12 protein-coding genes and 1 pseudogene are annotated in these 12,645 nt (G+C 64.1%); 10 read left to right on the top strand and 3 right to left on the bottom strand.

What is annotated here, in order from left to right; translation table 11 throughout:
• The 7 genes from JV551A3_RS11780 to JV551A3_RS11750 all read left to right on the top strand — a co-directional run.
• Positions 1-701 (top strand): sigma-54-dependent Fis family transcriptional regulator (locus tag JV551A3_RS11780; RefSeq protein WP_133978718.1); only part of this gene is annotated, 701 nt, incomplete at its 5' end.
• Positions 702-1,156: 455 nt separating this feature from the next.
• Positions 1,157-2,221: an ornithine cyclodeaminase gene (locus JV551A3_RS11775; protein ID WP_133970992.1), complete on the top strand. Its 1,065-nt coding sequence runs from the start codon at positions 1,157-1,159 to the stop codon at positions 2,219-2,221.
• 180 nt (positions 2,222-2,401) lie between these two features.
• Complete coding sequence (locus JV551A3_RS11770) at positions 2,402-2,881, top strand: Lrp/AsnC family transcriptional regulator (RefSeq protein ID WP_133970991.1); 480 nt, start codon at positions 2,402-2,404, stop codon at positions 2,879-2,881.
• 262 nt (positions 2,882-3,143) lie between these two features.
• Positions 3,144-4,454 carry a C4-dicarboxylate transporter DctA gene (locus JV551A3_RS11765; RefSeq protein ID WP_003260726.1) on the top strand — a complete coding sequence of 437 codons (1,311 nt, stop codon included), beginning with the start codon at positions 3,144-3,146 and terminating at the stop codon, positions 4,452-4,454.
• A 44-nt stretch (positions 4,455-4,498) separates the two neighbouring features.
• Positions 4,499-5,203 (top strand): FadR/GntR family transcriptional regulator, encoded by a 705-nt coding sequence (locus JV551A3_RS11760; RefSeq protein ID WP_112252301.1) that lies wholly within the window; start codon positions 4,499-4,501, stop codon positions 5,201-5,203.
• 16 nt (positions 5,204-5,219) lie between these two features.
• On the top strand, positions 5,220-5,888 hold the full coding sequence (locus tag JV551A3_RS11755; RefSeq protein WP_133970990.1) for a GntR family transcriptional regulator: 669 nt from the start codon (positions 5,220-5,222) through the stop codon (positions 5,886-5,888).
• A gap of 268 nt (positions 5,889-6,156) precedes the next feature.
• Positions 6,157-7,218 carry a hypothetical protein gene (locus JV551A3_RS11750; protein WP_133970989.1) on the top strand — a complete coding sequence of 354 codons (1,062 nt, stop codon included), beginning with the start codon at positions 6,157-6,159 and terminating at the stop codon, positions 7,216-7,218.
• A gap of 124 nt (positions 7,219-7,342) precedes the next feature.
• Here the strand turns inward: JV551A3_RS11750 and JV551A3_RS11740 are convergent, their stop codons facing one another.
• Positions 7,343-7,771 carry a PACE efflux transporter gene (locus tag JV551A3_RS11740; protein WP_133970987.1) on the bottom strand — a complete coding sequence of 143 codons (429 nt, stop codon included), beginning with the start codon at positions 7,769-7,771 and terminating at the stop codon, positions 7,343-7,345.
• A 101-nt stretch (positions 7,772-7,872) separates the two neighbouring features.
• Here JV551A3_RS11740 and JV551A3_RS11735 point away from each other — a divergent pair, with 101 nt between their 5' ends.
• From JV551A3_RS11735 to JV551A3_RS31380, 3 genes and pseudogenes are all read left to right on the top strand, one after another.
• Complete coding sequence (locus JV551A3_RS11735) at positions 7,873-8,751, top strand: LysR family transcriptional regulator (protein ID WP_133970986.1); 879 nt, start codon at positions 7,873-7,875, stop codon at positions 8,749-8,751.
• Positions 8,752-8,848: 97 nt separating this feature from the next.
• Positions 8,849-9,925, top strand: a pseudogene (mcpA, locus tag JV551A3_RS31385) (methyl-accepting chemotaxis protein McpA); the annotation flags it as partial.
• Positions 9,926-10,039: 114 nt separating this feature from the next.
• Positions 10,040-10,780: a methyl-accepting chemotaxis protein gene (locus tag JV551A3_RS31380; RefSeq protein WP_370290711.1), complete on the top strand. Its 741-nt coding sequence runs from the start codon at positions 10,040-10,042 to the stop codon at positions 10,778-10,780.
• Positions 10,781-10,937: 157 nt separating this feature from the next.
• Here the strand turns inward: JV551A3_RS31380 and JV551A3_RS11725 are convergent, their stop codons facing one another.
• Together JV551A3_RS11725 and JV551A3_RS11715 are read right to left on the bottom strand one after the other, a co-directional pair.
• Positions 10,938-12,008, bottom strand: a complete 1,071-nt coding sequence (locus tag JV551A3_RS11725) for a YkvI family membrane protein (protein WP_133970984.1) — start codon at positions 12,006-12,008, stop codon at positions 10,938-10,940.
• 243 nt (positions 12,009-12,251) lie between these two features.
• Positions 12,252-12,629: a RidA family protein gene (locus JV551A3_RS11715; RefSeq protein WP_133978714.1), complete on the bottom strand. Its 378-nt coding sequence runs from the start codon at positions 12,627-12,629 to the stop codon at positions 12,252-12,254.
• Between the last annotated feature and the right edge of the window lie 16 nt (positions 12,630-12,645).

Raw genomic sequence — 12,645 nt, 5'->3', positions numbered from 1 at the left:
TCCCGGCCGAGCTGGTGGAGTCGGAGCTGTTTGGCTACGACACGGGCGCGTTCACCGGCGCCCACCAGAAGGGCAACCCGGGGCTGATCCGCAAGGCCCACCACGGCATCCTGTTCCTCGACGAAATCGGCGACATGCCGTTCCCTACCCAGGCCCGCCCGTCGCGCGCGCTGCAGACGCGCAGTATCCAGCCATTGGGCAGCGGCGAACCGGTGGCGGTGGATATCCGCGTGGTGTCGGCAAGCAACCGCGACCTGGCCGAAGAAGTGCGCGCCGGGCGTTTTCGCCAGGACCTGTTTTACCGCATCGCCGGGCTGGCAGTGGTGTTGCCGCCGCTGCGCGAGCGCAGTGACCGCCGGCAGCTGATCGAGCAAGTGCATGCGCGCTACCGCGACCCCGGGCAACCAGCTCGGCTGCCTGCGGCTGTTATCGAGCTGCTCGATCGGCACCCATGGCCGGGGAACATGCGTGAACTGGTGAGTGTGCTGCAGGTGGCGCTGGCTTTGGCGGGCAATGGGCCTATCGGCCTGGAACACCTGCCTGCGGGTTTTCTTGCCGAGGCGCAGGTGCCTTTGCCGGTCGCGACCGAAGAGGTGGATCTGCACGGGCTGGTGGAGCAAGCCAACGGCAACCTCTCGGCGGTGGCGCGCGGGCTCGGGATCAGCCGCACCACGCTGTACAAGCGGTTGCGTGAGCGATGATTGACTTGGCCTGCACTGGCCTCATCGCCGGCAAGCCAGCTCCCACAGGTACAGCGCCGCTCTCGAGGCCAGTGATATCCCTGTGGCAGCAACTGTCTTGGATATCTCTTCAAGCCAGCATTGGCCCTTGTAGGAGCGGCCTTGTGTCGCGATGGGCCGCGCAGCGGCCCCGACAAACTTTGCTGCGAAGCTGAAAACCTGGGGCCGCTTCGCGCCCCATCGCGACACAAGGCCGCTCCTACAGGTAATTGCACATGGCTTGAGGCCGGTGTGGTCGAGGTGGGCTTGCCGGCGATAGGGCCGGTACAGATAGCCACAGCCGATTCGGCTGCCAACGCAGCGTAATCAGCCAAAGCCGCTGCTGCCACAGCCCATTACAGCCAGCTTTACCTCCCCTCCCGCCGCACAATGAAACCAGAGCCCACTCTGGAAGCGTCGCCGCAGGGAGACCCCTCATGACCCGCTATATCGATGTGCAAGACCTGGCCCGCCTGGTCAACCGCAAAGGCCTGCCCACCTGCCTGCTGGAAATGGCCGACTACATCCGCCAGGACTACCTGCGCTGGCATGCCTTCGAAAAATGCGCCCGGGTGGCCAACCATTCAGCGGACGGCGTGATCGAGCTGATGCCAATCTCGGACGCCAGCCGCTACGCCTTCAAGTACGTCAACGGCCATCCGAAGAACACTCGCCATGGCCTGCCCACGGTGATGGCCTTCGGCGCCCTGGCGAGCGTCGATACCGGTGCACCGTTGCTGCTCAGCGAAATGACCCTGACCACCGCCATCCGCACTGCAGCCACCTCGGCCCTGGCCGCCCGCTACCTGGCGCGCGCAGACAGCCGAAGCATGGCGTTGATCGGCAATGGCTCGCAGAGCGAGTTCCAGGCCATCGCCTTCAATGCCCTGCTGGGCATCGATGAAATCCGCCTGTACGACATCGACCCGGCCGCCTCGGCCAAACTGGTCGCCAACCTGGCCAACCGCCCCGGGCTCAAACTGAGCATCGCCAGCTCCGTGGCCGAAGCGGTGCGCGGTGCCGATATCGTCACCACGGTAACCGCAGACAAGGCCTGCGCCACCATCCTTACCCCGGAGATGATCGAGCCGGGCATGCACCTGAACGCCGTGGGCGGTGACTGCCCGGGCAAGACCGAGCTGCACCGGGCGATCGTCGAGCGGGCCCGGGTGATCGTCGAGTACGAGCCGCAGAGCCGGGTGGAAAGCGAGATCCAGCAGATGCCGGCGGACTCGCCAGTGACCGAGTTCTGGCGGGTGGTTGCCGGAGAGGCCAAGGGGCGTGAGAGCGCCGAACAGGTGACGCTGTTCGACTCGGTGGGGTTTGCCCTGGAGGATTATTCGGCGTTGCGCTACGTGCTGGATACGGCGCAAGCGCTGGATATCGGCACAGACATCGGGCTGGTGCCGGTGCTGGAGGATCCGAAGGATTTGTATGGGTTGTTGCAGCCGCGGGTGGTGGAATTGCGGGCGGTGCCCAAAGCTGGCTCTGTCTGCGCCTGACAGATCCTGGGGCTGCTGCGCAGCCCTTTCGCGACACAAGGCCGCTCCCACAACGGTCCGCCGCCATTCTGAAGGTTGCGTGATTCCTGTGGGAGCGGCCTTGTGTCGCGATGGGCCGCGCAGCGGCCCCCTTTACCGCCTAACCTGTCCAGTGCCCTCTTCCGAACGAAGCCCAAGCGCATGGACACCAAGGACGCCAACGCCCACCCCCTCGACCGCATCGACGAAGCGATCATCGACATCCTGCGCCACGACGGCCGCATCACCTTCGAGAAACTTTCCAGCCTCGTCAATCTCACCCCGCGCCCCTGCCTGGAGCGTGTACGCAAGCTGGAGCGCCGTGGCGTGATCCGCGGTTACGGGGCGATCATCGACCTGCAGAAGGTCGCGCCCGGGGTGTCGCTGCTGGTGCTGGTCGCCCTGTCCAACCAAAGTGGACGGGCCGCGCAGAAGGCCTTCGAAGCCACTCTGCGCAACTGCCCGCAAGTGCACGAATGCCAGCTGATCAGCGGCCACTTCGACTACAGCCTGCGCCTGCGCTGCCGCGACATGGAGCACTATCGGCTGCTCAGCGAAAGCTGGATGAACGACGACACCCTGCACATCGACAAGCTGGTAGCACACCCGGTGCTGGCCGAGGTCCAGCCAATGGCCCGCTGATTGCAACAGGGTCCCAGGCGCTGGCCAAACCCTGCTCTGGTTCACGTGTAGTCATTCACGGCACGCACCGAACTAGAGCCTGGCAGGCCCGAATGCCCCACAACTGGTCAGACCGGTAAGGCCGAAAACCCTTGCAATGTCAGATTTTTCGCGCTTTCATGGCTTCGCGCTGAACAAACCGGTAAGACCACAATAATTAAGTCCTGCGCTCTTTCGCCCCGTGCGGCTACCGAAGCAAGGACACCGATCAGAGATCCCTCCCATGCTCAAATGGTGCTCGCGTTCGATCTTCCTTCAAGTCGTGCTCGGCCTTGCCCTCGGCATCGCCTGCGGTCTCAGCTTCCCCGACCTCTCCCTGCAACTCAAACCCCTTGGCGACGGCTTCATCAAGCTGATCAAGATGCTCATCGGCCTGATCGTGTTCTGCGTGGTGGTCAGCGGTATCTCGGGTGCCGGCGACCTGAAGAAGGTCGGGCGCATCGGCCTGAAGTCGGTGATCTACTTCGAAGTGCTGACTACCCTGGCGCTGGTGATCGGCCTGGTATTCGCCTTCACCAGCGGCATCGGCAGCGGCGCCAACATCCACCTGGACCAGCTGTCCAGCGCCGACGCCAGCAGCCTGGCCGAGCGTGGCCAGCATATCCACGGTGCCACGGCATTCTTCATGGACCTGATCCCCACCTCGGTGATCGGCGCCTTTGCCGACAACAACATCCTCCAGGTGCTGCTGTTCTCGGTACTGTTCGGCAGCGCGCTGAACCTGGTGGGTGACTCGGCAGCCGGCATCTCGCGGCTGATCAACGAACTGAGCCACGTGATCTTCCGCATCATGGGCATGATCGTGCGCCTGGCACCGATCGGCGTGTTCGGCGCCATCGCCTTCACCACCAGCAAGTACGGCCTGGAATCGCTGCAACACCTGGGCGGGCTGGTGGCGCTGTTCTACCTGACCTGTGCCGGCTTCGTACTGATCGTGCTGGGCACGGTCATGCGCCTGTCGGGCCTGAAGCTGCTGCCACTGATCAAGTACCTGCGTGAAGAGCTGACCATCGTGCTGGGCACCGCCTCGTCCGACGCCGTACTGCCACAGATCATGCGCAAGCTGGAGCACCTGGGTATCGGCAGCTCCACCGTCGGCCTGGTGATCCCCACCGGCTACTCGTTCAACCTCGATGGTTTCTCCATCTATCTGACTCTGGCCATCGTGTTCATTGCCAATGCCACCGGCACGCCACTGGCAATGACCGACCTGCTGACCATCCTGCTGGTGTCGCTGGTGACTTCAAAGGGTGCTCATGGCATCCCAGGCTCGGCGCTGGTGATCCTCGCCGCTACCCTGACCGCCGTGCCGGCAATCCCGGTGGTCGGCCTGGTACTGGTACTGGCGGTGGACTGGTTCATGGGCATCGGCCGGGCGCTGACCAACCTGATCGGCAACTGCGTGGCCACCGTGGCCATCGCCCGCTGGGAGAAGGACATCGACCTGGAGCGTGCGCACAACGTGCTCGACGGCAAGCCCGGCTTCGCACCCACGCCACGCAAGCAGCCCAACCCTCATCAACAGGAATTCTGAGCGAACGTGGCCGGCACTGATGCCGGCCCTTCCAGGAGCGAACCGTGATCAGCTCATCGACCGTCGTCAACTCAGTGGTGGAAAAACTGCGCCAGGCCCTGGCCCGAGGCCAATGGCGTACCGGCGACATGCTGCCAGGCCAGCGCGAACTGGCCGAACAACTGGGCATCAGCCGCCCCAGCCTGCGCGAAGCGGTGACTGTGCTGGAAACCCTGGGCCTGGTGCGCTCGCTACCGGGCAAGGGCGTATTGGTACTGGATGCCGATGCCGCCGCGCAGGAACCGGGCCTGGACACCAGCACCGCAGCCAGCCTGGCCGACGTACTGGAGCTGCGCTACACCCTTGAGCCCTTCATCGTCGGCCTGGTGGCGCAGTCGGCCAACAGCCAGGACATCGGCCAGTTGCGCCTGACCCTGATGGACATGCGTGAAGCGCTGGAGGCGGATGACAGCGAAGCCGGAGTCAGGGCCTACATCGCCTTCCATGAAGCGCTGTTCGCCCTGACCACCAATCCGATCTTCCAGAGCGTGGTGCAACAGACCGGCAATGCCCTCAAGCAGAGCGCCGACATGCTGCGCAATTCGCCAGAGCACCTGGCCGCGCGGCTGAAGGAAAACGAAGCGGTGGTGCGCGCCATACGTGAGCGCAGCAGCGCCCAGGCCAGTGCCCAGATGCGCCAGCACATCCTGGCCGAAGGGTTGCGCATGGGCATCCCGCTGAACATCCCGGAAGAACACCCGCATCCATGACCCCAGGAGAGCGACCATGAACGCCGCCCCTCACTTGCCGGCCCTGCTCGCGGCCGGCGAAACCCGCCTGTCGGCCGAGCAGATCTACCCGCGGCTGTTCGATGCCATCCTCGAACAGCGCCTGCCACCTGGCAGCCTGTTGCCCGAACAGGCACTGGGCCATGCCTTTGGTGTCAGCCGTACAGTGATCCGCCGCGTGCTCGGGCGCCTGTCCGACCAGCAGGTTGTGGTGCAACGCCCCAGCCACACTGCGCATCTGGCCGCGCCCGACCCGGAGCAGGCACGCCAGGTACTCAGCGCCCGGCGCCTGGCCGAAACCACGCTGATCACCCTGGCTGCGCAACGCGCCCGGCCGGCGCAGATTCGCCAGCTGCGGCAACTGGTGGAGCGCGAGCGCCAGCACCATGAAAACGGCGAGCGTTGTGCAGCGATCCGCCTGGGTGGCGAGTTTCACCTGAAACTGGCGCAGGTGGCCGCCAATGCGCCACTGGCGCGGTTTCTCAATGGCCTGGTGCCGATGACCTCGCTGATCATCGCCCGCTACGAGTCGCCATGCTGCGATCACTGCGCGTGGCAGGAACATGCGGCGATCATCGATGCCGTGGAGCATGGCGATGCCGAGGCGGCGCTGGGGCTGATGCACAAGCACCTCGACCGCCTGGAAGAAAAGCTCGACCTGGAATGACCCATGCTCTTTCTGGTGAACGCGGTCCTTGTGGGAGCGGCCTTGTGTCGCGAAAGGGCCGCAAAGCGGCCCCGGCACTTTAAGCAGAAATGTCGAAATCCGGGGGGCTGCTTCGCAGCCCTTTCGCGACACAAGGCCGCTCCCACAGGGACCGCGTTCACGCAGAAATCTGCGTTGATCCTGAACGGCCGATAGGCTGCACGGCAGCCCTTCACTCCCCACCCTATACTCCCAGAACCATCCCAGCCTCTACCAGGGAGGCGGTTGCGTGAGCATTCGAGCCCTCCTGCTGCTGTGCCTGCTGCTGGCCTTGGTGGGCTGCGCAGGCAAGCCCCCACCTGTGCCGCCGCCACCCGTGGTGCTGCCCCCCGCCACCTGGCAACGCATCGACCAGGAACTGATCGAAGCCTCGGTCGGCGCCGGCAGCTCGGCCAACGACTATGCGCGACGCTCCATGCGGGTGTGGAAGGAACAGGTACAGCAGCGCACCGAAAGCGACTTCATCCCCTGGTTTACCGGCTACTGGACCCAGCAGTGGCTGACCCTGAAGGTGGCCTGGTACAAGATCGACAGCGGTGGAGGCCGGGAGCCGGCGGAAAAGCGCCTGGCGCTGTACCTGCAGGAGCAGTACCACAAGCGGGTGATCGAACCGGTGGCCGAGCAGATCAACCCCGAAGGCATCCGCGATCGTGCCAGCGAGCTGTACTTGCAGCTGCTCGGCCAACAGTTGCCAGCCATCATCAGCCGCTACAACGCGCCCCCCGAGCAGTTCAGCCAACGCCTCAACCGCATCCCCGCCATCGCCCTGGGGCCGCCGGATGCACGCAATGCCAGCCTGTACCAACTGCTGCGGGCCAAGTCGCTGGCCCAGCAACCGGCCTGGCAAGCCATGCGTCAGCACCTGCACCTGCAGGCCAGCAAAGGCCCCGGAAAAACCGATGTCGGGCTGAACTCGGTAGCCAACCAGGCCAGCGAAAAGCTCGGCGCTACCCTGGCCCCGCGCGGCATCGCCAGTGCCGTGGCGTCGGCGGTGGGCAAGGTGGCGGGGGCGATGATTTCGATTGCGGCAGCTGGCTACGGGATGATGACCCATGACCGCGAACACCCGCAGATGGTCGAGCAGTTGCGGGTGATCCTCAACGTGGCGCTGAACCAGGAATGGCAGGAACTGATGGAGAATCGCCAGAGCGGGGCCATGTCGGGGGTGTACTACCTGTCGGGGCAGGTCGAGGACAGCTTGCTGGCCAGTGCACCGAGGCCGACGGAACAACCGCTCGAGCAACAGGTGAAGCAGCAGCAGGAGCCTTTGATCATTCGCCTGCCGCCTTAGTGGTTGATTGTTCCGACCTCTTCGCGGGTAAACCCGCTCCCACAGGGTCGTTCACAGCATTCAAAGCCTGCGATATTCCTGTGGGAGCGGGTTCACCCGCGAAGAGGCCGCCACAGGTAACGTGTCAGGCCGTAGCCAACGCAGAGCTGGGCAAACCAAAGATCCGGTCGAACGCCCAGTTGTAGGCAAAGGTGTAGCACGGCACCAGCACGATGAACGCCATGTCCACCAGCAACGCCTCCAGCAATGTCATGTCCAGCCACCAGGCAATCAGTGGGATCAAATACACCACCAAGGTCAGCTGGAAGCCGATGGCATGTACCACCCGCCGTGCCACACTGCGCCCGCGCTTGGCCTGGCGACTCTCCCAGCATTCGAACAGGGTGTTGTAGATCAGGTTCCAGAGCATGGCGATGGTGGTGATCATCACCGCCAGAGGCCCGGTATGCGACGCCTGGGTGTCCGACAGGTAGGCCAGCCCGAGGGTCGACATGCACAGCCCGATCAGTTCATAGAAAGTCACGTAGACCAGTTTGCGTTTGATTCCCTGCACCCGGGATTACCTCCAATGACAAAGCGATGGGGCGCGATCATGCTTCATCGTTCTTGACAGAAAAAGTCAGCAGCTGTCAGATCTACTGACAGGAGGCTGCCATGAACTTTTCCAGCGACAATATCCAACTGTTTCTCGCCGTGCTCGACCGCGGTTCGTTTTCCGCCGCCGCGCGCGCTCTGCAGCGGGTGCCTTCGGCCGTGAGCATGGCCATCGGCAACCTCGAGGCCGAACTGGGCTACAGCCTGTTCGAGCGTGGCCCACGGGAAGTCCGCCCGACTGCACAGGCCCTGGCGCTGGAACCCCATGCCCGGTTGATCGCCGAGCAACTGGGGCTGCTGCAGGTGCATGCCCTGGAGCTGTCCCAAGGGCTGGAGAGCAGCCTGACGCTGGCCGTGGTGCCGGACATCGACCACCGCCCGTTGCTGGCGGCCATCGCACGCCTGGGTGAGCGGCACCCGCTGCTGGACATCGCCCTGCTCAGCGCCCCGCAGGAAGAGGCCGTACACTTGCTGGACAGCGGCCGAGCCGACCTCTGCGTGGCCTTTGCCGGGCTGCAGGTCGATGCCCGTCGCGGCTTCCAGCACATCGGCATGGAGTCGCTGGTGGCCACCCTGTCCCCCACTCACCCGGCCCTGCGCGAGGGGCGTATCCACTACCTCGAAGACCTGACCCGGGTGCGCCAGATCCTGGTGCGCAGCCGTGACCTGCCGCTGGCCGACCCCCGCCCGTTGATAGGCGCCACGCACTGGTCAACCGACAGCTTCGACCTCGCGTTGCAGATGGTGGAGGCCGGCCTGGGCTGGGGCGACCTGCCGCTGTCGCGGGTCGCGCCACTGCTGGCCAGCGGGCGCCTGGTGCGCCTGGATTTTCGCAATACCCGCAACGAGTTGCAGTTGCCGGTACACATCTTCTGGCGCAAACAACAACCGCTGCAGCAGGCTGCACGCCTGTTGATCGAGCAGTTGTGTAGCCAGTGAATACCGTCTGTCGAAACGACCGTAAGAAATTTCTGTAAGCACTTCAATCTTTTACCCCTTGAGCCGATATCCCGAACGATAGGTTGCGCAATGCGTCATGAGCGCACTGCGCCCTCCCCTCATTGGCTCAAGGTCTCGAAACATGAACCTGAAATTTCGCCACAAGATCCTGCTCAGCGCCTGCGGCGTCGTGGTCCTGGCATTTGCCCTGTTCACGCTCTACAACGACTACCTGCAACGCAACACCATCCGCCAGAACATCGAAGCTTCGGTGCAGCAGTCCGGCGCGCTGACCGCCAGCAGCGTGCAGAACTGGATGAGCGGCCGCATCCTGGTCCTGGAAAACCTGGCCCAGGACATCGCCCAGCAAGGCGCCGGCGATACCCTGGCCGGGCTGATCGAGCAGCCGTCCTACACGCGTAATTTCCTGTTCACCTACCTGGGCCAGGCCAACGGTGTGTTCACCCAGCGCCCCGATACGCAGATGCCCGACGGTTACGACCCACGTCAGCGCCCGTGGTACGGCGCCGCGGCCAGCGCCGGGCAGACCGTACTGACCGCCCCGTACCAGGGTGCTGTCGGCGGCCTGATGGTAACCATCGCCACGCCAGTGAAAAGCAAGGGCAATGGCGAGCTGATCGGTGTGGTCGGCGGCGACGTCACTCTCGACACCCTGGTCGAGATCATCAACTCGGTCGATTTCGGCGGCATCGGCCACGCCTTCCTGGCCGACAGCAATGGCCAGGTGATCGTCAGCCCCGACAAAGACCAGGTGATGAAGAACCTCAAGGACATCTACCCCGGCAGCAACCTGCGAGTCGCCACCGGCATGCAGGATGTCACCCTCAATGGCCAGGACCGCATCATCTCCTTCGCCCCGGTGGCCGGCCTGCCTTCGGCACAGTGGTACATCGGCCTGTCGATCGACAAGGACAAGGCCTACGCCGCGCTCAGCCAGTTCCGCACCTCGGCGATCATCGCCATGCTCATCGCCGTGGCTGCCATCGCCGGCCTGCTTGGCCTGCTGATCCCGGTGCTGATGAGCCCGCTGACCACCATGGGCCGCGCCATGCGCGACATCGCCGAGGGCGAAGGTGACCTTACCCGCCGCCTGACCGTGCAGAACAAGGACGAGTTCGGCGAACTGGCCACTTCGTTCAACCGCTTCGTCGAGCGCATTCATGCCTCGATCAGCGAAGTGTCCTCTGCAACCCGCCTGGTGCACGACCTGTCGGAGAAGGTGGTCAATGCCTCGAATGCCTCGATCATCGGTTCTGAAGAGCAAAGCATGCGCACCAACAGCGTGGCCGCAGCGATCAACGAACTGGGGGCCGCCACCCAGGAAATCGCCCGCAACGCCGCCGATGCCTCGCAGCATGCCAGCGGAGCCAGCGAACAGGCCCACGGTGGCCGTGAAGTGGTCGAAGAAGCGATCAGCGCCATGACCGCCCTGTCGCAGCGCATCAGCGAATCTTGCGCGCAAATCGAAACGCTCAACGCCAGCACTGACGAGATCGGCAAGATCCTCGACGTGATCAAGGGCATCTCGCAGCAGACCAACCTGCTGGCGCTGAACGCCGCCATCGAAGCGGCCCGTGCCGGTGAGGCCGGCCGTGGCTTTGCCGTGGTGGCTGACGAGGTCCGCAACCTGGCGCACCGCACCCAGGAATCGGCCGAAGAAATCCACCGCATGATCACCAGCCTGCAGGTGGGCTCGCGCGAAGCGGTGCACACCATGAACACCAGTCAGGTTTCCAGCGAACAGACCGTGCAGGTGGCCAACCAGGCAGGCGAGCGCCTGGCCAGCGTGACCCAGCGCATTGGCGAGATCGATGGCATGAACCAGTCGGTGGCTACCGCTACCGAAGAGCAGACCGCCGTGGTCGAGAGCCTCAACCTGGACATCACCCAGATCAACGCCCTGAACCAGCAAGGGGTGGAGAACCTCAACGAGACCCTGCGCCATTGCGACCAACTGGCCCAGCAGGCCGGGCGCCTGAAGCAGCTGGTAGGCAGCTTCAGGATCTAAACCGGAACGCACACCCTCTGTAGGAGCGGCCTTGTGTCGCGAAAGGGTCGCGGAGCGACCCCAGATTTTCAGCTACACCGCAGAAATCGCCGGGGTCGCTCTGCGACCCTTTCGCGACACAAGGCCGCTCCTACACGGGATACGCGCCAGCAGCAGATCAAGCTGCATTGGCTACCGCTTTAACCACTTTGCCCCGCCGCACCCAGGCCAGGAGCACCGCCGCCATCAGCACAAAGCCCAGGTAGCCGAACAGCGGGTACACCTCACCCACCAGGCTGATGAAACCCACCAGGCTGCAGCCGAACGCCACCACTCCGGTCACCACCGAGCCCCAGCGAAACTTCGCCGTTCCCGCCGGCATCAGCCGCGAGAGGAACGAGAACAACGTACCCACCGCAGTGTTGACGATCATGCCGAAGATGATCAGGCACATCACCAGCCCCAGCAGTGGCGATACTTCGTTGGCGATCGACAGCATCGGCATCGGCAGGTCAGCCACGCTGTCCAGCCGCGACAACAGCCCGGCACTCATCACCAGCATCAGCCCACCCAGTGCTGCACCTCCGAGCAGCCCACCCCATACCGCGGTTCTCTCGCCCTTGGCCGAACCACCCAGAATGGCCAGGATCGGCGCGCCGGCAACGATGTTGTACGACACGTACAGGAACGCCCCCAGCAGCCAGTGACGGGTGCCAGCCTGTTGCTGGCTGGCCAGCTGGTCGAGCTGGGCGAAGCTCTGCTCCCGGCTGAACACGGCGTACAGCGCGATCGCCGAGGCCACCAGGATCAGTAAGGGTGTGATGGCACCGATGGCAAGAATCACCTTGCGCACATCCAGGCACACGATGCCCACCACCACCAGCGTCACCAGCACGCTGCCGGTCAGCGCCGGGATGCCGAACTGCTGCTCCAGCAAGGCACCACCACCGGCCAGCATGACCACGGTGACGGCAAACATGAAAAAGGTGATCAGCCAGTCGACGAACAGGCCCAGGTGGCGACCGCAGATAGCCTGGATCACATCCTTGTGCGAAGTGGCCTGCTGGCGATTGCCCAGCCCGGCCAGGGCCATACCAAGGAACGTGAACAAGGCTGCGCTGACCAGTGCACCGACCAGCCCCCACACACCGAAATCGACAAAGAACAACAACAGTTCCCGGCCCGAAGCGAACCCCGCCCCCACGATCACGCCGACAAACGCGCCGGCAATCTTCAGCTGCTCTTGCATGTGAACCTCTGGATTTATTGTTGTTTTGCTTTTTGGCGGGCAAGTCAGACCGCCACTCCTACAGGTAATCCACCGTCCTTGAATGCAGCGCTGGCCCTGTGGGAGCGGGTTCACCCGCGAAGAAGGCACCGCGCTGCATGGCACCGGCTACGCCGGTGTTCGCGGGTAAACCCGCTCCCACAGGGCCAAGCAATCTTCCTGGTTTTGCGCAAGACAGTTGTTCATGCGCAGATTTCTGCCCGCTCAGGCGTCGCCGACAAACGCCTGCACTTCGATCTCCACATCCACCCCCAGCGCCAATGCCGAGGCCACAGTCGAACGCACCGGCAGCGCTGCGCCGAAGAACTCCTTGTACACCTCGTTGAAACCTGCGAAGTGGCTCATGTCCGACAGCCACACCGTGGCCTTGACCACCTGGTCGAAGCGCGCGCCGCAGGCCGCCAGGCTTTCGCCGATGCGTTCGCAGGCGGCGCGGGTCTGGGCCTGGATGTCACCGCGCACCACTTCGCCGCCCGCACTAATCGGTACCTGGCCGGAGCGGAACAGAAAACCGCCGGGCTTCACCGCACGGGAGAACGGGACCGGCAGGCTGCTGGGGCAACGCTGGATATCAGTGCCCATGGAAGTCTCCTTTCAG

The sequence above is a fragment of the Pseudomonas inefficax genome, from assembly GCF_900277125.1.
GTDB classification, from domain to species: domain Bacteria; phylum Pseudomonadota; class Gammaproteobacteria; order Pseudomonadales; family Pseudomonadaceae; genus Aquipseudomonas; species Aquipseudomonas inefficax.
The sequence above is the reverse complement of the archived record's forward strand: the minus strand, read 5'-3'. Positions and strand labels throughout refer to the sequence as shown.